17 protein-coding genes are annotated in these 20,900 nt (G+C 65.1%); 9 read left to right on the forward strand and 8 right to left on the reverse strand.

Annotation, left to right across the window (positions count from 1 at the left end; all coding sequences use genetic code 11):
• Nucleotides 1-40: 40 nt before the first annotated feature.
• Nucleotides 41-1,141: an anhydro-N-acetylmuramic acid kinase gene (locus IE101_RS01155; protein ID WP_189631972.1), complete on the forward strand. Its 1,101-nt coding sequence runs from the start codon at nucleotides 41-43 to the stop codon at nucleotides 1,139-1,141.
• A 100-nt stretch (nucleotides 1,142-1,241) separates the two neighbouring features.
• Here the strand turns inward: IE101_RS01155 and rarD are convergent, their stop codons facing one another.
• The 4 genes from rarD to IE101_RS01175 form a co-directional block, all read right to left on the reverse strand.
• Entirely contained in the window at nucleotides 1,242-2,141 is a 900-nt protein-coding gene (gene rarD / locus IE101_RS01160) for an EamA family transporter RarD (protein WP_189631973.1), read from the reverse strand.
• A 148-nt stretch (nucleotides 2,142-2,289) separates the two neighbouring features.
• Complete coding sequence (eno, locus tag IE101_RS01165; RefSeq protein WP_189631974.1) at nucleotides 2,290-3,567, reverse strand: phosphopyruvate hydratase; 1,278 nt, start codon at nucleotides 3,565-3,567, stop codon at nucleotides 2,290-2,292.
• 118 nt (nucleotides 3,568-3,685) lie between these two features.
• Nucleotides 3,686-4,576: a DMT family transporter gene (locus IE101_RS01170; RefSeq protein ID WP_189632704.1), complete on the reverse strand. Its 891-nt coding sequence runs from the start codon at nucleotides 4,574-4,576 to the stop codon at nucleotides 3,686-3,688.
• 227 nt (nucleotides 4,577-4,803) lie between these two features.
• Entirely contained in the window at nucleotides 4,804-5,580 is a 777-nt protein-coding gene (locus tag IE101_RS01175) for a DUF533 domain-containing protein (RefSeq protein ID WP_189631975.1), read from the reverse strand.
• 135 nt (nucleotides 5,581-5,715) lie between these two features.
• On the opposite strand from IE101_RS01175, the gene IE101_RS01180 reads away from it, so the two are divergent.
• From IE101_RS01180 to dusA, 5 genes are all read left to right on the forward strand, one after another.
• Complete coding sequence (locus IE101_RS01180) at nucleotides 5,716-6,594, forward strand: DMT family transporter (RefSeq protein WP_189631976.1); 879 nt, start codon at nucleotides 5,716-5,718, stop codon at nucleotides 6,592-6,594.
• Between the two features lie 609 nt (nucleotides 6,595-7,203).
• Nucleotides 7,204-10,878 (forward strand): vitamin B12-dependent ribonucleotide reductase, encoded by a 3,675-nt coding sequence (locus IE101_RS01185; RefSeq protein ID WP_189631977.1) that lies wholly within the window; start codon nucleotides 7,204-7,206, stop codon nucleotides 10,876-10,878.
• A gap of 212 nt (nucleotides 10,879-11,090) precedes the next feature.
• Entirely contained in the window at nucleotides 11,091-11,663 is a 573-nt protein-coding gene (locus IE101_RS01190; protein ID WP_189631978.1) for a hypothetical protein, read from the forward strand.
• Nucleotides 11,664-11,696: 33 nt separating this feature from the next.
• Nucleotides 11,697-13,208 carry a methyl-accepting chemotaxis protein gene (locus tag IE101_RS01195; RefSeq protein ID WP_189631979.1) on the forward strand — a complete coding sequence of 504 codons (1,512 nt, stop codon included), beginning with the start codon at nucleotides 11,697-11,699 and terminating at the stop codon, nucleotides 13,206-13,208.
• 331 nt (nucleotides 13,209-13,539) lie between these two features.
• A complete protein-coding gene (gene dusA, locus IE101_RS01200) occupies nucleotides 13,540-14,553 on the forward strand; it encodes a tRNA dihydrouridine(20/20a) synthase DusA (protein ID WP_189631980.1) in 1,014 nt (337 codons plus the stop codon).
• On the opposite strand, the gene IE101_RS01205 is transcribed toward dusA, so the two are convergent.
• Entirely contained in the window at nucleotides 14,538-15,743 is a 1,206-nt protein-coding gene (locus IE101_RS01205; RefSeq protein WP_189631981.1) for a multidrug effflux MFS transporter, read from the reverse strand. The two genes, dusA and IE101_RS01205, sit on opposite strands and share 16 nt — an antisense overlap.
• 145 nt (nucleotides 15,744-15,888) lie before the next feature.
• Here IE101_RS01205 and IE101_RS01210 point away from each other — a divergent pair, with 145 nt between their 5' ends.
• Together IE101_RS01210 and IE101_RS01215 are read left to right on the forward strand one after the other, a co-directional pair.
• Nucleotides 15,889-16,707: a sulfite exporter TauE/SafE family protein gene (locus IE101_RS01210; RefSeq protein WP_189631982.1), complete on the forward strand. Its 819-nt coding sequence runs from the start codon at nucleotides 15,889-15,891 to the stop codon at nucleotides 16,705-16,707.
• Nucleotides 16,701-17,444 carry a phytanoyl-CoA dioxygenase family protein gene (locus tag IE101_RS01215; protein WP_189631983.1) on the forward strand — a complete coding sequence of 248 codons (744 nt, stop codon included), beginning with the start codon at nucleotides 16,701-16,703 and terminating at the stop codon, nucleotides 17,442-17,444. Before IE101_RS01210 ends, IE101_RS01215 begins: the two co-directional genes overlap by 7 nt.
• A gap of 13 nt (nucleotides 17,445-17,457) precedes the next feature.
• On the opposite strand, the gene IE101_RS01220 is transcribed toward IE101_RS01215, so the two are convergent.
• From IE101_RS01220 to ccmI, 3 genes are read right to left on the reverse strand one after another with little or no spacing between them, the layout of a single operon-like run.
• Nucleotides 17,458-17,688, reverse strand: a complete 231-nt coding sequence (locus IE101_RS01220) for a DUF1289 domain-containing protein (RefSeq protein WP_189631984.1) — start codon at nucleotides 17,686-17,688, stop codon at nucleotides 17,458-17,460.
• Complete coding sequence (gene ruvX, locus IE101_RS01225) at nucleotides 17,681-18,166, reverse strand: Holliday junction resolvase RuvX (RefSeq protein WP_189631985.1); 486 nt, start codon at nucleotides 18,164-18,166, stop codon at nucleotides 17,681-17,683. Before ruvX ends, IE101_RS01220 begins: the two co-directional genes overlap by 8 nt.
• The gene (gene ccmI, locus IE101_RS01230; RefSeq protein WP_229803989.1) at nucleotides 18,163-19,380 is read right to left on the reverse strand and encodes a c-type cytochrome biogenesis protein CcmI; all 1,218 of its coding nucleotides are present in this window, start codon (nucleotides 19,378-19,380) and stop codon (nucleotides 18,163-18,165) included. The genes ruvX and ccmI overlap by 4 nt, the downstream gene beginning before the upstream one ends.
• 240 nt (nucleotides 19,381-19,620) lie before the next feature.
• Between ccmI and IE101_RS01235 the strand changes: the two genes are divergently transcribed.
• On the forward strand, nucleotides 19,621-20,868 hold the full coding sequence (locus IE101_RS01235) for a sarcosine oxidase subunit beta family protein (protein ID WP_189631986.1): 1,248 nt from the start codon (nucleotides 19,621-19,623) through the stop codon (nucleotides 20,866-20,868).
• The last annotated feature ends 32 nt before the right edge of the window (nucleotides 20,869-20,900 follow it).

A 20,900-nucleotide genomic window follows, 5' to 3' on the forward strand; every position in this document is an offset into this window, starting at 1 on the left:
GCGGCCGTGGGGGCCAAGGGAAAGTGCTTTGGGGGCAGCCATGTTGAAGGCCGGACCGATCTGGGCTCTGGGGGCGATGTCGGGCACCTCGCTCGACGGGGTCGATGCGGCCCTCGTGCTGACCGATGGCGAACGCATCCTCGATTTCGGCGAAACCGGCTACCGCCCCTATGATGAGGAGGAACGCGCGCTGATCCGCGCGGCGCTCGGCCGTTGGCCCGGCGCACCCGAGGTCGAGATGGCCGCCGAAATCGTCGAAACTGCCCATGCCGAACTCCTCAGCCAGTTCGGCGCCGCGGCCCTGGTGGGGTTCCACGGCCAGACGCTGGCGCATGATCCGCGCGGCCGCGGCACACATCAGGCCGGCAATGGCGCCGTCCTGGCCGAGGTGCTGGGCGTGCCCGTGGTCTGGGATTTCCGCTCAAGCGACGTGGCATTGGGCGGGCAGGGCGCACCGCTCGCTCCCTTCTTTCACTTCGCGCTGGCCAAACGCATCGGCGCGACGGCACCCCTCGCTTTCCTCAACCTCGGCGGGGTCGGCAATCTCACCTGGGTCGATCCGTCAAAACCCGGCCCCGAAAGCCCCGGCGCCTGCCTCGCCTTCGACACCGGCCCTGCCAATGCCCCCGTGAATGATCTCCTCCGCAGCCGTCGCGGCCTGACGCAGGATACCGGCGGGGAACTGGCGGCCAGCGGCACGCCCGATGCAGGCATCATCGCCGATTTCCTGGCCCATCCCTATTTCCTGCGGATGCCGCCCAAATCGCTCGACCGGAATGATTTCAACGCGCTGCTCGCCGCGGTGGCGCCGCTCCCGGATGCCGATGCCGCAGCGACCCTCACCCGCGCCGCAGCCGAAGCCGTGGTCCGCGGCACCGAACATTTCCCCACCCCGGTCGAGCGCCTTCTCGTCACCGGCGGCGGGCGCCATAATGCCACGCTCATGACCGATCTGGCGGCACGTCTGCCCTGCACCGTCGCCCCGGTCGAAAGCGTGGGCCTTGATGGCGACATGCTGGAGGCGCAGGCCTTCGCCTATCTCGCGGTGCGCGTGGCCCGCGGCCTGCCCACCTCCGGCCCCACGACAACCGGCGTCATGGCCCTCGTGGGCGGCGGCCAGATCAGCCATCCCGGCGTCTGATCGCCCGCATTTTCTGTCTGAAAATATCCTCGGGGTGAATGGGCGCGCCTGCGCGCCCAGAGGGGCAGACAGCCCCTCCCTGCCTTCCCGGCAGCGCCCCTTACGCCGGGCGGCGGGCGTGGCGCACCATGCCATAGGTATAGATCGCCAGCGCCGACCAGATCAGCGCAAAGGCCACCATCTTCGCCGTGCTGAAAGGTTCGTGGAACACGAAGACCGCCACCAGAAAGATCAGCGTGGGCGAGACATATTGCAGGATCCCGATGGTCGACAGGCGCAGAAGCTTGGCCCCGTTGGCATAAAGGATCAGCGGCACCGCCGTCACCACCCCGGCCGAGGCCAAGAGCAGCGTATCCGTCAGATCCGGCCCCATGAACTTGGCCGTCCCCGTCACCCCGGCATAGACCGCATATCCCAGCGCCAGCGGCAACAACAGCAACACTTCCAGCAGGAACCCCTGGTTCGGCCCGATCGGCAGCTGCTTCTTGGCATAGGCATAGGCGGCCCAGGTAAAGGTCATCCCCAGCGCCAGCACCGGCAGGCGCCCGGCATCGACCGTCAGCACCACCACCGCAACGCCCGCCAATCCCACGGCAATCTTTTGCGGCAGGTTCATCGGCTCGCGCAGCACCACCGCGCCAAGAAGGATCGAAAACAGCGGGTTGATGTAATAGCCAAGCGCCGCATCCAGCGCATGGCCCGTCTGGATGGCCCAGACATAGATCCCCCAGTTCATCGAAATCAGCGCCGCCGTGACACAGCCCATGGCCAGCATCCGCGGCGTGCGGATCGCCGTCATCAGATCGCGCGTCCGCCCCAGCCAGATCAGCAAGAGCCCCGCCACCGGCACCGACCACATCACGCGATGGGCCAGAACCTCAAAGGTCGGCACATGCGAAAGCGCCTTCATGTAAAGCGGCAAGAACCCCCAGAGCACATAGGCACCCAAGGCAAAGGCAAGGCCACGCGGAGAATCCGAAGACTGATTTTGCTGTGTCATGATGAAGATTGCCTAAATCTTTGGCGGGGCAGAGGCCACGGCAATCTTGTCACCGCCACAATTCCCCCCCCGAACGCAAACGGCGCGCCCGGTTCGGGGCGCGCCGCTGCGGCGACCGGCGCGGGCCGGTCCGTCATCTTGGGGCGTCTCAGCCCTTCAGGATCGAACGGCCGGCATATTCGGCCACTTCACCCAGCATTTCCTCGATGCGGATCAGCTGGTTGTATTTTGCCAGCCGGTCCGACCGCGCCAGCGAGCCGGTCTTGATCTGGCCGCAGTTCGTCGCCACGGCGAGATCGGCGATGGTGCTGTCCTCGGTCTCGCCCGAACGGTGCGACATGACGTTGGTGTAGCGCGCGCGATGGGCCATATCGACCGCCTGCAGCGTTTCCGTCAGCGACCCGATCTGGTTCACCTTCACGAGCATCGAGTTCGCGACGCCCTTCTTGATGCCCTCGGCCAGACGCTTGGGGTTGGTCACGAACAGATCGTCACCCACCAGCTGCACCTTGTCACCCAGCTTTTCGGTCAGCAGTTTCCAGCCTTCCCAATCGTCTTCGGCGCAGCCGTCCTCGATCGAGATGATCGGGTAATCGGCGCAGAGGCTGGCCAGATAGTCCACATTCTCGGCCGAGCTGAGCGAGAGGCCTTCGCCCTTCATCTCATATTTGCCACCCTTGAAATATTCGGTCGAGGCGCAGTCGAGCGCGAGGTAGATGTCTTCGCCCGGTTTGTAGCCGGCCTTTTCGATAGCCTTCAGGATGAAATCCAGCGCCGCGCGGGTCGAGGACAGGTTGGGGGCAAAGCCGCCCTCATCGCCGATCCCGGTCGAGAGGCCCGCCGCCGACAGCTCTTTCTTCAGGGTGTGGAACACTTCCGACCCCATCCGCACGGCGTCGCGGATATTCGCGGCCGAAACGGGCATGATCATGAATTCCTGAATGTCGATCGGATTGTCGGCATGTTCGCCGCCGTTGATGATGTTCATCATCGGCACGGGCAGGACACGCGCGGCGGTGCCGCCGACATAGCGGAACAGCGGCTGGCCGGTCACTTCGGCAGCGGCCTTGGCCACGGCCAGCGACACGCCCAGAATGGCATTCGCGCCCAGACGGGCCTTGTTCGGCGTGCCGTCCAGTTCGATCATGGTGCGGTCGATGCCGATCTGGTCGGTCGCATCAAAGCCGATGATGGCTTCGGCGATTTCGCCGTTCACGGCGGCAACGGCATCCAGCACGCCCTTGCCCATGTAGCGCGACTTGTCGCCGTCGCGGCGTTCCACCGCCTCATGCGCGCCGGTCGAGGCGCCCGAGGGGACCGCCGCGCGACCGAAGGCGCCGCTTTCCAGCGTCACGTCCACCTCGATGGTGGGGTTGCCGCGGCTGTCCAAAATCTCGCGCGCGTGGATGTCGATGATCGTGCTCATGGGGGGATCTCCTCCGAGTGAAGCGTGCTCTCGGGGCGGTCTTACTCAAGCTCGCGGGCCAAGGAAAGCACAGATGGCGCTACCATGGCCGGAACTTGTATCGAAAAGACGACGCGCGTCAGGCCGCCTCGCGCAGGGCGTCTGCTACGGCGGCACTGCGGGCGGCGCGCGCCTCGGCGCGGGCGCGCATCCTTTCGCGGGCAAATGTGTAGAGCCCTGATCCGATGATCAGCGCAGCCCCCGTCAGGGTCAGCGCATCAGGGCGTTCGCCAAAAACGATGATGCCGATGATCATCGCATAGACAAGGCGCGAATAGCGGAAGGGCGTCACCACCGCGACTTCGCCCACGCGCATGGCCTGCGTCACTGCCCAATAGGCCGCGACCCCGAAGGACAGCGCCCCCCCGATCCAGAGGGCCGCCTTCAGGTCAGGCACCTGCGCCCCGCCCGAAACCACCAGCATCCCGGCCCCCAACAGCCCCACCGCCGCAAAGCCCCAGGCTGCGACCTGTGCCGTGACGATGCGGGCAGGGATGCGCCGCGTGGCCACATCGCGCACCGAGAGGCCGAAAACCGCCAGCACCGACCAGAGCGAGGCCAGCTGGAACCCGTCAAATCCGGGGCGGATGATCACCATCACGCCCAGAAAGCCCACCGAAATTGCCGTCCAGCGCCGCCAGCCGACCTTTTCCCCCAGAAAGAGCGCGGCGCCCAACGTCACCGCCAGCGGGCTTGCCTGAAAGATCGCCGTGGCGGTGGTCAGTTCGGTCAGCGCCAAGGCGGTGATGAAGCCGAAGGTGCCGACCATTTCGCCGATATTGCGCCACATCACCGCCGGGTGCAGCAGATCGCGCGTCCAGAACGATCCGCCCTGGTGCCGCGCCATGAGCGCGAAGACCGGCGTGCCGAAGATCCCCAGCAGCAGCAGGATCTGCCCGGTGGGCAGATCCTGCGCGGCCCATTTGACGAACATGTCCTCGATCGCGAAGCCGCCCATGGCCAGAAGCATCAGGACGATGCCGCGAAGGTTGTCTCTGGTATCGCTCACGTCGGGGTCTTTCTGGCCGCTTGCCCAAGAAATACCGCTGCGCGGCAGGCAGCCGGGCGGCGGTGCAGGGCGGCAGGCGCCGCCCGGTCTTGGCCCGCCTTAGGGGATTCGCAGCCCCTCTGCCATCTTCAAACCGACAGACTGGTCATTCCCCGACGGATGATCGCGCGGATGTGAGCGCAGGGGCGTCAAACCTGTAGGCGCGGCGCCCCGGCGGCGTCATGGATCTCGGTCACTTCGGCCGGGGTCAGGCCAAGTGCGCGGGCCAGCGCGGCCAGGTAATCGGCCTCGGCCCGGCTGTCGAGATCGATGGCGGCCAGCGAAATCGCATAGACCTGCGCCTCCATCCCCACCGGAACCTGCGCGGCGAGGCCTTCGATGTCGCTCTCGGCGGCGAGTTCGGCATTGACGAAATCCAGCTCTTGCCGGGTTGCGCCGTCCAGCGTCTCCATCAGGCGGCGCTTTTCGGCGGCGTCCATCTGGCCATCGGCCTTGATCGCCTGTATCATCGCCCGCAGCATCAGCGCCGCACCCAGTTCCTGCGCGGGGGTGGGGGCCTCATCCTCGGTCTTGCCGGAAAGCGCACGGTCCAGAAGCACGCCCAGACCGCCCGTGCCGCCCTTGGCCGCAGCCCCGCCCGCCAGCGCCCCGCCCAGAAGCCCGCCGCCCGAGGCCAGAAGCGCCTCAAACCCCGAAGGCGCCTTGCGTGCGCGGGTCTTGGGGATGTTCGACGGGCCCGCACCTGACCCACCCAGACTGTCGATCAGCCCGCCAAGCGCACGGCTGCTGCCGCCCTTGCCGCCCAGCATCCCGCCGATCTGGCCCAGCAGATCCCCTGATCCGCCCAAGTGGGGCGTGGAACCACCGCTGCCCCGTTTCGGCAGCCCTTTCTTCGCCACATAGCTGGCGCCCTTGGCAATCGCCACGCCAAGCGCGACCTTGGCCAGTGTCTTCACGAAACTCATCCGCACACCCTTTCTGAATGGCCCTTCCAAGGGGCTCTCCCTTTAGGTGGGGATTGCGCGCGCGGCTGCAAAGGGGGAGAAAGGCGGCTCTTTCGACCGGATGGTCAAGATCGGGGTCGCAGCACGGGGCAGGCGATGCGTAAAGACAGGCTGGACGGCACGGGCATCGCGGCCCTTCTGGGGGTGACGGCGCTGCTCGCGGCCAATCAGGTCATCGTCAAGATCACCACCGCAGGGTTGCAGCCGGTGTTCTTTGCAGGTGCTCGGTCGGCGCTGGCGGTGCTGTTCGTCTGGGGCTGGATGGTCTGGAAGGGCCGGGCGCCGCGCTACACCCCCGGCACGCTGGGGCCGGGGCTTTTGATCGGGGCGGTCTTCGCGGTCGAATTCCTCTGTCTGTTCATGGCGCTGGACCTGACCACGGTCAGCCGCGCCGCGATCATCTTCTATTCCATGCCGGTCTGGCTGGGCCTGGCCGCGCATTTCGGGCTGCCGGGCGAAAGGCTGACGAAGGTGCGGGCGCTGGGGCTCTTGCTGGCCTTTTGCGGCACGGCCTGGGCGATCCTCGACCGGGGCAGCAGCGGCGGGCAGGGCAGCCTTGCGGGCGATCTTTATGCGCTGGTCGGCGCCTTTGGATGGGCGGGAACGGCCTTCATCGCCCGCAGGCCGCGCATGGCCGCTGTCGGCCCCGAGATGCAGCTGCTGTGGATGGTCGCCGTCTCGGCCCCGATGCTGCTGATCGTCGCGCCCGCCTTCGGCCCCTTTCTACGCGCGGTCGAGCCGATGCACTGGGTCTGGCTGGTGTTTCAGGCAGGGGTCGTGGTGGCGGGGGGCTTCATCAGCTGGCTCTGGCTTCTGTCGCGCTACCCGGCCGCGACAGTGGCGAGCTTCAGCTTCCTCACGCCCATTTTCAGCCTGACGCTGGGCTGGCTGCTGATGGGGGAACATCTGGGATGGTCGATCCTGGGGGCCGGTGGACTGGTCGCGGCGGGAATCATCCTGATCAATCGCAGGTAAGGGCCGGCTCTGCGGGACAGCGCCAGTGGCAGCTGGTGCGCCAAAGCCACGGCACCGGCGGGAAATGGCCCATCATTTTGGCGGTGTCATCGCCCCGAAGGGATCAGATTCTGCCCGAAAAGCGGCCCTCTGCCACCCGCGGGCGGAGTTATCCACAGCTGATACGCCGTCTGAGGCTTGCGCCCGAACCCTGCCGGAACATTGCGCTTTTTCGCGGCCCGCGCGGCGCCGCGGAAAAATCGGCAACAGATTTCCCACAGAATAATCCACAGGCGCGGGGGGAGATCCGGGTCCCTCGGCCAAGCTATCCACCGCTTGTGGGTAAGCTGCGCGTCAACACCAAATCAGGTGGCTGCCCGCAAATTTCTCAGTTGATTGGCCCCGCAAATTCCGACAACTTGTCCCCGCAAACCCGCGGGCCACCACATTTGGTGTGTGGCGAACGGAATAGGCGATCCATACCACCAGATGCGCCGCGCCCGTTGCGGCGCCGCCCGCCCCGTCTCCGGGCGGGAGGATCGCTTATGTCCGCCCGGGTCTGCGCGAGAGACAGTCCTGACCACAGCACAAAAGACGGGCCGAGCCCGCCGGATATGAAGCGAGGGGTAGATGAAGATCGAGCGGAAGTTCACGACCGAGGAAACCGGCGCCTATGGCGCGCTGTCCTTCGGCACCACCACCTCTGAGATCCGCAATCCGGATGGCAAGGTGGTCTTCCGCAACGAGGCCGTCGAAATCCCCGAGGGCTGGAGCCAGGTCGCAAGCGATGTTCTGGCGCAGAAATACTTCCGCAAGGCCGGTGTGCCTGCCCGTTCGAAGCGCGTGGCCGAAAAGGGCGTGCCGGAATTCCTGTGGCGTTCGGTTCCCGATTCCGAAGCCATGGCCGATCTGCCCGAGGAGGCACGCTTTGGCGGCGAAACCTCGGCCAAGCAGGTCTTTGACCGTCTGGCCGGGGCCTGGGCCTATTGGGGCTGGAAGGGCGGCTATTTCACCGCCGAATCCGATGCCCGCGCCTATTACGATGAAATGCGCTTCATGCTGGCCCGCCAGATGGCCGCGCCCAATTCGCCGCAATGGTTCAACACGGGGCTGCACTGGGCCTATGGCATCGACGGCCCCGGTCAGGGCCATTTCTATGTCGATTATCAGACCGGCAAGCTCACCCCCTCTGACAGCGCCTATGAACATCCGCAGCCGCATGCCTGCTTCATCCAGTCGGTCAAGGATGATCTGGTGAACGAAGGCGGGATCATGGACCTTTGGGTGCGTGAGGCGCGTCTCTTCAAATACGGCTCGGGCACCGGGACCAACTTCTCCTCGCTGCGGGGCGAGGGCGAAAAGCTGTCGGGCGGGGGCAAATCCTCGGGTCTGATGGGCTTCCTCAAGATTGGCGATCGTGCGGCGGGCGCCATCAAATCGGGCGGCACCACGCGCCGGGCGGCCAAGATGGTGATCTGCGACATGGATCACCCCGATGTCGAGGCCTTCATTAACTGGAAGGTCATCGAAGAGCAGAAGGTCGCAAGCCTTGTGGCCGGATCCAAGATGCATGAGCAGCACCTGAACGCGATCTTCGCCGCGATCAAGGGCTGGGATGGCAGCGTCACCGACGCCTGCGATGCCACCCGGAATGCCGCGCTGAAGGGCGCGATCCGAGCTGCCAAACGTGCGATGATCCCGGAAACCTACATCAACCGGGTTCTGCAATACGCGCGGCAGGGCTTTGATTCCATTGAGTTTCCGACCTATGATACGGACTGGGACTCTGAGGCTTATATCAGCGTTTCGGGCCAGAATTCGAACAACTCGGTCCGCGTGACGGATGCCTTCCTCCAGGCGGTCAAGGACGATGCCGATTGGGCGCTGATCCGCCGCACCGATGGCAAGGTCGCCAAGACCGTGAAGGCGCGCGAGCTTTGGGATCAGGTCGGCCATGCCGCCTGGGCCTGCGCCGATCCGGGCATCCAGTTCCATGACACGGTCAACGCCTGGCACACCTGCCCCGAAGATGGGCCGATCCGCGGGTCGAACCCCTGTTCGGAATACATGTTCCTCGATGATACGGCCTGCAATCTGGCCTCGATGAACCTGCTGACCTTCTTTGCCGACGGCGCCTTTGACGCGCAGGCCTATATCCACGCCACGCGGCTCTGGACGCTGACGCTGGAAATCAGCGTGATGATGGCGCAGTTTCCGTCGAAGGAAATCGCGCAACTTTCCTATGACTTCCGCACCCTGGGCCTTGGCTATGCCAATATCGGCGGGCTGCTGATGAACATGGGCCTTGGCTATGATTCCGACGCGGGGCGGGCGCTCTGCGGGGCGCTGACGGCGCTGATGACCGGCGTGACCTATGCCACCAGCGCCGAAATCGCGGCCGAGCTTGGCCCCTTTGCGGGCTATGGCCGCAACGCGCCGCATATGCTGCGCGTGATCCGCAACCATCGCCGCGCCGCCTATGGCGAAACCAAGGGCTATGAGGCCCTGAACGTGACCCCCGTGCCGCTGGATGCCGCCAACTGCCCCGCGCCCGAACTGGTGACGCTGGCCCGTGGTGCCTGGGATGAGGCGCTGGCGCTTGGCGAACAGCATGGCTATCGCAACGCCCAGACTACCGTCATAGCCCCCACCGGCACCATCGGTCTGGTTATGGATTGCGACACGACCGGGATCGAGCCTGATTTCGCGCTGGTCAAGTTCAAGAAGCTGGCGGGCGGCGGTTACTTCAAGATCATCAACCAATCGGTTCCGGCGGCACTGGAAAAGCTGGGCTATTCCTCGGGCCAGATCGCCGAGATCGTGGCCTATGCGGTGGGTCATGGCACGCTGGGCAATTGCCCCGGCATCAACCATACCGCGCTGATCGGCCACGGCTTTGGCCCGCGCGAGATCGAGAAGATCGAAGCCGCGCTGCCTTCGGCCTTTGACATCCGCTTCGTCTTCAACCAGTGGACGCTGGGGGAAGAGTTCTGCAAGCACACGCTGGGCATCCCGGCCGAAAAGCTGCTGGACCCGACCTTCGACCTGCTGCGCCATCTGGGCTTTACCAAGGCGCAGATCGATGCGGCCAACGATCATGTCTGCGGGACGATGACGCTGGAAGGGGCGCCTTTCCTCAAGGCCCAGCACCTGCCGGTCTTTGACTGCGCCAACCCCTGCGGCAAGAAGGGGACGCGCTATCTGAGCGTGAACAGCCACATCACCATGATGGCGGCCGCGCAAAGCTTCATCTCGGGCGCGATTTCCAAGACGATCAACATGCCGAATTCGGCCACGATCGAGGAAACGCTGGCGGCTTATGAGCTGTCGCATTCGCTTGGGATCAAGGCCAACGCGCTCTATCGCGACGGCTCGAAACTGTCGCAGCCGTTGGCGGCCGCGCTGGTCGAGGATGATGAAGAGGCGGAAGAAATCCTCGCCACCGGCAATCCGCAGGAAAAGGCCGCCGTCCTGGCCGAGAAGATCATCGAGAAGGTGATCGTCAAGGAAATCGTCCGCAGCCACCGCGAAAAGCTGCCCGAGCGCCGCAAGGGCTATACCCAGAAGGCGGTCGTCGGCGGGCACAAGGTCTATCTGCGGACCGGCGAATACAAGGACGGCACGCTGGGCGAGATCTTCATCGACATGCACAAGGAAGGCGCGGGCTTCCGGGCGATGATGAACAACTTCGCCATCGCCGTGTCGGTCGGCCTTCAATATGGCGTGCCGCTGGAGGAATTCGTCGATGCCTTCACCTTCACCAAGTTCGAACCGGCGGGCATGGTGCAGGGGAATGACAGCATCAAGAACGCAACCTCGATCCTCGACTATGTGTTCCGCGAACTGGCGGTCAGCTATCTGGACCGCACCGACCTGGCCCATGTCGCCCCCAAGGGCGCCAGCTTTGACGACATCGGCGGCGGTAAGGATGAAGGCAAGCGCAGCAGCAATATCGAGCCGGTAAGCGAAAGCGCCGCCTCGAAATCGCTAGAAGTGCTGCGCCAGATCTCCTCGACCGGCTATCTCCGCAAGCGTCTGCCGCAAGAGCTTGTGGTGCTGCAGGGCGGGGCCGGGGCAACCGCGCTCAGCGGGGATGCGACCGCGCTGTCCATGCTGCTGCCTGAAACGGCGCCGATGGCAACCACGGCGCTAGCCACGGGCAGCGTGTCAATGGATGCGCGCACCAAGGCCAAGATGCAGGGCTACGAGGGCGAGGCTTGCGGCGAATGCGGCAACTACACGCTGGTCCGCAACGGCACCTGCATGAAGTGCAACACCTGCGGCGGTACCTCTGGCTGCAGCTGAGAGGGCGCGCCTGTCCCTGACGTCAAAAAAGCTTCGGTTCGCAGGCCCCCTCCTCGGGGGCCTGTCGTCGTTCTGGGGGGCTGCCGCCGCAGAGGGCGCGGATCTGGGCCGAGCCTGCCAATGTCTGAATGCGTAGTTGCACCGTTAACAGCGGTGCTTGGCCTGCCGTTATCTCTTGTTGGGTGATTCTGAAACCTTAGCAGGAGAATGGAATGAAACTGTTTCGCCTTGCAGTTCTGCCTTTGGCGCTGATGACCACTGCCGCCTATGCATCGGAATATGATGCCGCGATGCGTGCCTATCTGGACAGTTCGATCCGGACTTGGGCGAATGACCCGGTTCTGGTCGCCGCGATCAATGCCGCAAATACCGAACGCGCGGGGATTGATCAGGCCAGGATCGACAACATGGATACGGCCTGGCGCGCCGAGGTGGGGCAGGCCGACAGCCCGACGATCACGCCCATCTTGACCAGCGCGGCGGCCGATTTCCTGCGCACGCAGATCGACAGTTCCGGCGGCAAGATCACCGAAGTCTTCATCACCGACAATGTCGGTCTGAATGTCGCGGTCTCGGCGCCGACGTCCGACATGTGGCAAGGTGATGAAGACAAGTTCAGCAAGGTGTTCTCGGCGGGGCCGGATGCCGTGCTGCTGGGGGAAATCGAGCTTGATGAATCGACCCAGACCTACCAGGGGCAGATCTCCATTTCGATCACCGATCCTGCCACCTCGCAGGTGATCGGCACGATGACGATCGGTCTCAATGCCGAAGCGTTGATGTGACCCCCTCATCCAGATAACACGGGATAGATTCAGATGGCCGTAACCTCGCCGCGACGCATCAGACTATCGGTGTTCGGCAAATGTCTTGCCATGATCATTTTGCTGACCATGATCGTTGCAGGCAGCATCACCCTGAATGCAGCAGGACTTCTGCGCAGCGTGGCCATGGAGGGGCTGCAGGCCCTTGCCTTTGACAGCACGCGGAGCACATCGCGCGAGGTTGCGGGCGCAATCAAGTTCGGCAAGACCGATCTGATCACAGCGGTCTTTGCCGATCTTGAAAAACGCGCCGCCGACAAACTGACTTCGGCGGTCGCCTTCGACGCCAAGATCACCCCCAAGGCCCAGGGGGGCGAGATCGACGAGGCGCAGATGAAGCGCACGACCGATCTGGCCGGCAAGGCCATCGCCTCGGGCAAGGTCGAGGTGGCCGAGAACGGATTGCTGATCGCATCGCCCGCGGTGTTCGGTGAAAAGGGCGATGTGACCGGTGTTGTCGTCACGCAGTGGTCAAGTGCCGAACTTGAGGCCAAATCCCAGGCCCAGCTGATCCGTGTCGTCTGGCTGGCGGCCATCATTCTCTGCACCTTGCTGGTTGCAGCCGCGTGGTTCCTGCACAGGACGTTGTCGGTGCCGCTGAAGTCCATTGCAAGCATCGGGCGGCGCGTTGCCGAGGGGGACTTGACCGAGGTTGCGCCTCGTCGCGGCAGTGATGAAATCGCGCAGCTACACCAGACGATTTGCGAGATGGTCGAAAGCCTGCGCGATGTGGTGGGGAATGTCGCGCTTGCCATTGATGGTGTGAGCGAGGGCAGCTCTGCGATTGCGACCTCCTCGACAGAGCTGAGCGGCAGTGCAACTGTCCAGTCCTCCGCTACGGAGCAGGTGTCTGCCGCCGTCGAGGAAATGACCGCGAACATCCAGCATTCCGCCGAAAACGCCGCACAGACCGAAAAGATTGCCGCGCAATCCGCCCTTGATGCCCAGAAATCGGGGCAGGTGGTGGCCGAGGCGATGGAGGCGATGACGCGCATTGCCGAACGCATCTCGGTGGTTCAGGAAATCGCGCGACAAACCGATCTGCTGGCGCTGAATGCCGCGGTAGAGGCTGCACGCGCCGGAGAGAACGGTCGCGGCTTTGCGGTCGTCGCCGCCGAGGTACGCAAGCTGGCCGAAAAGAGCCAGTCCTCGGCGAGCGAGATTTCCGGCCTTGCCGGGCAGACCCTGCGTCTGGCGCAGCTTGCCGGTGAAATGCTGCACCGTCTGGTGCCGGCCATTCAGCAGACAGCAGAGCTTGTGACCGGCCTGTCCGCCAATGCGCGGGAACTGTCTATCGGGACTTCGCAGATTGCCAGCGCGATCCAGAGCCTTGACCGCGTGACGCAGCAGAATACCGCGGCGTCGGAAAGCCTGTCCTCAAGCGCAGTGGAACTGTCCTCGCAGGCCGAACAGGTGCGCGCGACGATCGGCTATTTCCACCTCACGCCGTCCGCAAACGCACGGGATGGCGGGCTGACGACCGATCTGCAGACTGCCACTGCATGATGCCGTCCCACCGGAAGATCGCCACGCGGTCTTCCGGCATTTTGCCGTTCTTCTTGCCATAGCCTTCGTGGAACGTGGCCATGACGGTCTCCGGTCCGATGTTTTCGTGGCAAGGATCTTTGCTCAGCGGTATCGCTTTGAAAAAGGTTTGAAGCGAAGAAAATGGCACAGGTGCCGACGCGCCGGGATGTTGCTTCTATCGTCTCTTGTACCATGGTATGGGCCAAACTCTTGGCGCTGATTTCGTAGGATGGATGCTGCACCGTATGGTGCACCACCGCGCACCGAATAGGCGCCAATCGGCGGCTAACGGCAGGAAACGGCGGCGTAGATGACTGAGAACAAATCCTTATTTTCCAAGGGGTCCCTTGTTTCGCAGGCGCACCGTCTCTCGGTCGCTCCCATGATGGATTGGACCGACCGTCATTGCCGGTTCTTCCATCGACTGATGACGCGGCGGGCTATGCTTTATACTGAGATGGTCACGGCGCCCGCGATTGTGCATGGGCCCAAGGCGCGGCTGCTCGACTATAGCGGGGCGGAGCATCCGATTGCGCTGCAAATCGGCGGGTCTGACCCGGATGAGCTCGCGCGCGCCACGGCCATGGCCCAGCCCTGGGGCTATGACGAGATCAACCTCAACTGCGGCTGCCCGTCGGATCGGGTGCAATCGGGCTGTTTCGGCGCGGTGCTGATGGAGCGCCCTGCGCTGGTGGCCGATTGCATGCGCGCCATGGCGCGGGAATCGGATGTGCCGGTGACGGTCAAATGCCGCATCGGGGTGGATGATCAGACCCCGTCTGAAATCCTGCCGCGCTTTATCGAAACGGTAGCCGGGGCAGGGGTTACGCATTTCGTGGTCCATGCGCGCAAGGCGTGGCTTCAGGGCCTGTCCCCCAAGGAGAACCGCGAGATCCCGCCGCTCGACTATCCTCTGGTGATCGAGATGAAGCGGCGCTTCCCCGAGCTGACGATCTGCATCAACGGCGGAATCGCCTCGCTGGAGCTTGCGCGCGACCTGCTGGCCGAGGGGCTGGACGGCGTGATGATCGGGCGGGCGGCCTATCACGATCCGGGGCAGGTGCTGATCGGGGCGGATGCGCTTTGGGGGGATGACCATGCCCCGGATGCTTTTGCCGTGGTCGCGGCGATGAAGCCCTATATCGCCGCCCATCTGGAGAGCGGCGGGCGGTTGCATCAGATCACGCGCCATATGCTCGGACTTTTCACCGGGCGCCCGGGTGCGCGCGGCTGGCGCCGCGTGCTGTCGGAAGGGGCCTCGCGTCCCGGGGCGGGGGTAGAGCTGATTGATGCCGCGCTGGCCGAGGTTCAGGCGCTGGCCTGAACCTTCGGCGCGGCGGGCAGGCGCGCCACCACCCCCGCCAGCATCAGCGCCAGCGCCCCGCAAAGCGCAATCGCCGCGAGCATCGGCAGCACCGATCCATCAAAGAACGGGCCGGTGAGGGCGATCATCACGCCGCCCGCCAGCATCTGTAGCGTGCCGCCCAGCGACGAGGCCAGCCCCGCCACATCGCCATGATCATCCAGCGCCATGACCATGGCGGTGGGGATCACAAGGCCAAGGCAGGCATTGGCCAGAAACAGCCCCGCCATCGTGACGACCAGCGTCGCCCCGCCCATCAGCCCGATCCCGAAAAGCCCGATTGTGAAGACGGCAAAACCCATGGTGGCGCGCACCATCACCGTGCGGGCGCCAAAGCGCATCCCCAGCCGCGCGGCCACCTGCGATGAGGAGAAAAACCCCAGCGCATTGACCGCGAAGGCCAGCGAAAACTGTGTGGGCGTCAGGCCGAAGGCCTCGGCATAGACAAAGGACGCCGAGGCGATGAAGACGAAGAAGCTGCCCATGGCAAAGCCGCCCAGCAGGGTCAGCGCCATGAAGCCCCGGTGGGTCAGGAGTTTCGCGCTCCCCCGCAGCAGCGCCCGGACCGAAACCGGCTGCCGGTCGGTCGGGGCCAGCGTCTCTTGCAGCAGGAACCGCGTCATCAGCAGCGAAATCACCGTGGCCAGGATCAGCGCGCCGAAAATCGCCCGCCAGCCCGCCAGTGCCATCAGCCCCGCTCCCACCAGCGGCGCTAGGAAGGGCGAGACCGAGATCACCAGCATGATCGCCGCCATCATCCGCGTCGCCTCATGCCCGGTGGACAGGTCGCGGATCACGGCCCGCGGCACCACCATCACGGCCGCGCCACCCAGACCCTGCACGAAACGGCCGAAGATCAGCGCCTCGGTCGTGGGGGCGAAGGTGCAGATCAGCGTGCCCAGCAGGAAAATGCCAAGGCCCACATAGATCGGCGTCTTCCGCCCGGCCTGATCGGCCCAGGGGCCATAGATCAGCTGGGCAAGACCGAAAGCGATGAAATAGCTGGTGATCGTGCCCTGCATGGCTGGCACGCTTGCGCCCAGATCCGCACCGATACGGGGCAGGGCGGGCAGATACATGTCGATGGCAAAGGGGCCGACCGCCGACAAAAGCCCGAGAACGAGCGCGGCGCGCAAAAGAGAGGAAGGCATGGAGGAAAACCGATCTTAAAGTTGGACCAGAGCGTAACCTTTTCGGCGCTGCGGCACAATCGCCCTCTGGAAGCGGCGCGGCGGGCGGTCTAGCTTGCGCCCGCGCGGGCCGTATTCCGGCCCGATCCCAAGCGGAGTTTCCCGGATGTCCGACCCCATCACCCTTCTGTCGATGCTGGCTTTGCTGGTGGGGATCGGGGCCTTGGCCGGGATCATCGCGGGGCTTCTGGGTGTGGGCGGGGGCATCGTGCTAGTGCCTGCGTTCTTCTATGCCTTCGCGCATCTGGGCTATGACGGGCCGCAGCTGATGCAGGTCTGTCTGGGCACCTCGCTTGCCACGATCATGGCCACGGCCATGCGGTCGGTGCGGGCGCATGACCGGCGCGGGGCGGTGGATTGGGCGCTGCTGCGCGGATGGGCGCCGGTGATCGGGGGCGGTGCGGTGCTGGGATTTCTGACCGCGACGCAGTTGAAATCGACGACGCTGCAGGCGGTCTTTGGCTGCCTTGGTCTTGTGGCCGGGCTCTGGATGGCCTTTGGGCGGGCGGATTGGCGGCTGGCCGACCATCTGCCGCAGGGGCCGGGGAAATGGGCGCTTGGCGGGGGGCTTGGTTTCCTGTCGGTGCTGATGGGCATCGGCGGCGGCACCTTTGGCGTGCCGATGATGACGCTCTACGGCATGCCGATCCATCGCGCCGTCGGCACGGCCTCGGGCTTCGGGCTGATCATTGCGGTGCCCTCGGCCATCGGCTTTCTGGTCATGCCGGTTGCGGGCGCGCCGCCCTATACGCTGGGGGCGGTCAACCTGCCGGCCTTTGTCGTCATCGTCGCCATGACGCTGCTGACCACGCCGCTCGGGGTGCGTCTGGCCCATGCGATGGACCCCAAGCCTTTGAAACGGGCCTTTGCGGCCTTCCTGATTCTGGTGGCGCTGAACATGTTGCGGAAGGTGGCGGGATGGTAAGCGATTGCGGTTGGCGGCGGATCGGGCCGCATCCGAAGATTCTGGCCTGGGCCGAGGCCGCCCTGCCGGTGGCCGAAAAGGTTCTGGCCACCAGTGCTGAAGTCTGGCGCTGCGGCGGCACCTGGTTCGTCGGGGTCGATGCCCTGCCCAATGATGCGGCGGGATGCATCGGCGGGGTGGCGCTGCCCTGGGATGTGATCGGCCTTGCGCCCGTGCCGCTGCATCGCGCGCAGCTTTCGGTCATGCGGCCCGGCTACCCCCAACCCTCTGAAACCGAGAGCGAGGCCGCCTACGGTTTCCGCCTTCGGCGGGGGGCCGCGCATCTGGATGGGCTGATCGCCGATGCCGATAAGCGCCGCTATGTGGCAGAGCCCCATGCCTGGGTGCTGGGCCTGTCGCTGAATGCCTGTTCTGCCGACGCGGCACCGCTGACAGTCTGGGAAGGCAGCCATCACATCATGCGGGCCGCACTGGCCGAGGCTCTGCGCCCCCATCCGACCGAAGACTGGGGCCGGGTGGATATCACGGCGGCCTATACCGCCGCGCGCAAACAGTGTTTTGAACGTTGTCCCCGGCGCGATCTGCCCTCGCGCCCCGGTGAGGCGATCCTGATCCACCGCCATCTGCTGCACGGGGTCAGCCCCTGGGCCGAGGGCGCAGAGGCGCCCGCAGCCGGGCGCATCATCGCCTATTTCCGCCCGGAATTGCCCGATGTGGCGTCCTGGATCGGGGACTGAGGCGGGGGGCTGATCAGCCCTCTATCCGCCCCATGCGCCCACCGCGGCGCTTGTGCAGACGGGGGGCACGGCCCGGCAGATCGGCCATGATCGCGCGGCGCGCATCTGGCGTCAGCCGCGACCAGCTGCCGATTTCCTCGATGGTGCGATAGCAGCCCACGCAGATCCGCTCTACCGGATGCACCGAGCAGAGCTTCTTGCAGGGGCTTTCGATCTCGGCCCGTCTCCAGACGTCGTCACTCATCCCGTTGTTCCCGCCGCAGATGCGCCAGCCGGTCCAGCGCCCCCTGCAGGATAAACCCTGCGGCGACATGGTCGATCACCTCAGAGCGACGCATCCGGGACATATCCGCCTCAAGCAGCGCCCGTTCGGCAGCCACAGTGGACAAACGTTCGTCCCACAAGAGAATCGGGATCGGCTGCAGCCGGTCAAAATTCCGCGCAAAGGCGCGGGTCGATTGCGCGCGCGGCCCCTCGGTCCCGTCCATGTTGCGCGGCAGACCCAGCACCAGCCCGCCCACGCGGCGATCGGCAATGATCTTCTGCAGGGCCACCGCATCGTCGGTGAACTTCACCCGCTTGATGGTCAAAAGCGGCGAGGCCACGCTGATCATCACATCCGACAGCGCAACCCCGATGGTCTTGGTTCCGAAGTCAAGGCCCGCAAGCGGCTGCATCCGGGGCAGGGCGGCGGCAAATTCGACGGCATCGTCATAGATCATTGCGCCACCCCCGCCTGTTCGGCAGCAGCACGCAGGATATCCAGCTCCGCCTCTTTGCCGGTGAACTTCGTCTGGGCTTCGGCATAGATCGCGCGGGCGCGGTCGGCCTGCCCCAGCACCCCCAGCGACGAAATGAGACGCGCCCATTCCTCGGCGCTGCCCCCTTCGGATGCCAGACGGTCATTCAGCTGCGCGACCATGCCCTCGATCATCGCGGTGCGATCCTCGGCTGACATTTCTGAGGCGGCGGCCATGGCGGCGGCATCCGGCCCCGGCGCCCCGGCGGCGCCCGGCGGGGCATAGCGCACCCCTGCCATGGCCGCGAGACCCGCGATGTCGCGCTGGATCGGCGCAACCCATGGCGCATCGGCGGGCGAGGTTTCCAGCAGGTCACGCCACATCGGGAAGGCCAGATCCGGCCGCCCCGTCTGCAACAGCATCAGGCCGCCATAATAGCGCGCAGTTCCATTCTTGGGATCTCGTTTCAGGGCTTCGGTCAGCGCGGCTTCCGCCTCGGGCGACACATAGCCCCCGGCGGCATAGATCAGCAGCTCTGCCCGCGAGGCATGGTCTTCGGCGGTCGCATTTGCCCCCTTGAGGCGGATCACCGTATCCTGCGCGGCCAGTGCCGCGGTGAAACGGCCAAGACGCGCCTCGTTCTGGGCCAAAAGCTGTTGCCCGCGCAGATCGTCGGGGCGTTCGGCCACGGCAGCGCGAAGCTTTTCCATCAGGGCCTGATATTCAGGTTCGACGTCCGGCGCGGGGTGGGGGGGCACATCGGCCTCGGCCACGGCTTGGGAAGGGCGGCTCGCGCGCGCCTCATCTGCGGCGGCGATACGGGCAGCCAGCGGCATGTCGGGATAGCCGGGCGCCCCGATCCGCTCATAAAGCCAGACCGCCGCCGATGTCGCAATCAGCACGGTCCCTGCGGCGATGGTGGCCCCGCGTGTCGCAACTGAACCGGTCGCCGTGGTGCCCGCGGCGCGATCGGCATCCAGAATGCGACGGGACACTTCAAGGCGCAGCCGCGCGGCTTCCTCAGGGGCAATGGTCCCGCGGGCGGCATCGCGTTCCACCTCGGCCAGCTGATCGCGATAGACCTGAAGGTCTTGTGCCGCTGCCGGTTGTGCTGGAATTCCGCGCCGCATGCCCAGAAGCAGCGCCACCACCGAGGCAAGCAACAGCGCCCCCGCCGTCAGCCAGAACATCATCATGGGCCGTCTCCGTTTCCTGCCTTCGCCCCTCCATGTAGCGGCTCTGCGGGCCGGGCAAAAGGGTCTTGGCGTCGCAGGCCGGGCGGGGCCGATTCATGGCACGCGCAGGGGCGCGCACAGGGCGTAAAATATCCTTTGCACAGAGGTCGCAATTTTCCCCATTGTGCCGCTGGGCGCTGCGGAAAATCCCGCGGACCGATGCATCGTTCTTTCATACCCGAACAGGGAGTTGGACAACCCATGAAACGTTACTCGGTCTTTGCCATCGCACGCGAGGCACTGCGCTATCACCAAGGGTGGGACAAGGCCTGGGCCTCACCCGCGCCGAAATCATCCTACGATGTCATCATCGTGGGTGCGGGCGGCCACGGCCTTGCCACCGCCTATTATCTGGGCAAGAACTTTGGCATCACCAATGTTGCGGTGATCGAAAAGGGCTGGCTCGGCGGCGGCAACACCGGCCGGAACACGACCATCATCCGGTCGAACTACCTGCAGGACCCTTCGGCGGCGATCTATGAAAAGGCCCGCTCGCTCTATGAGGACCTGAGCCAGGACATCAACTACAACGTGATGTTCAGCCCGCGCGGCCTGCTGATGCTGGCGCAGACCCATCACGAGGTGCGCGGCTACCTGCGGACGGTCCATGCCAACAACCTGCAGGGCGTCAAGACGGAATGGATCGGCCCCGAAAAGGTCAAGGAACTGGTTCCGATCATCAATATCGATGGCCCTCGCTATCCGGTTCTGGGTGCGCTCTACCAGGCCCGCGGCGGCACCGCCCGTCACGATGCGGTCGCCTGGGGCTATGCCCGTGCCTGCTCGGCCATGGGGATGGACATCATCCAGCAATGCGAAGTGACCGGCGTGCGCTCCGAGGGTGGCAAGGTCGTCGGCGTTGACACCACCAAGGGCTACATCGGCACCAAGAAGCTCGGGATCGTCGTCGCCGGCCATTCGGGCCAGGTCGCCGATATGGCGGGCTTCCGCCTTCCGGTCGAAGCCGTGGCGCTGCAGGCGCTTGTCTCTGAACCGATCAAGCCCTGCATGGATGTGGTCGTCATGGCCAATACCGTCCACGGCTACATGTCGCAATCCGACAAGGGCGAGATGGTCATCGGCGGCGGCACCGACGGGTTCAACAACTTCACCCAGCGCGGCAGCTTCCACCATATCGAGGAAACGCTCCGCGCGCTGGTCGAAACCTTCCCCATGATCTCGCGGCTCAAGATGCTGCGGCAGTGGGGCGGCATCGTGGACATGACCGGCGACCGTTCGCCCATCATCTCGAAGACGCCGCTGGGCAATTGCTTCATCAACTGCGGCTGGGGCACCGGCGGCTTCAAGGCGATCCCCGGTTCGGGCTGGGCCATGGCCGAGCTGATGGCCAAGGGCGAACCCGGCCCCCTCGCGGCAGAATTCAACATGTGGCGCTTCCGCGAAGGCCAGTTCATCGACGAATCCGTTGCGGCAGGGGTGGCGCACTGATGCATCCCCTTCATCTTGGCAAAAATATCCTG

The organism is Gemmobacter lanyuensis, assembly GCF_014652355.1.
Lineage (GTDB): Bacteria > Pseudomonadota > Alphaproteobacteria > Rhodobacterales > Rhodobacteraceae > Gemmobacter > Gemmobacter lanyuensis.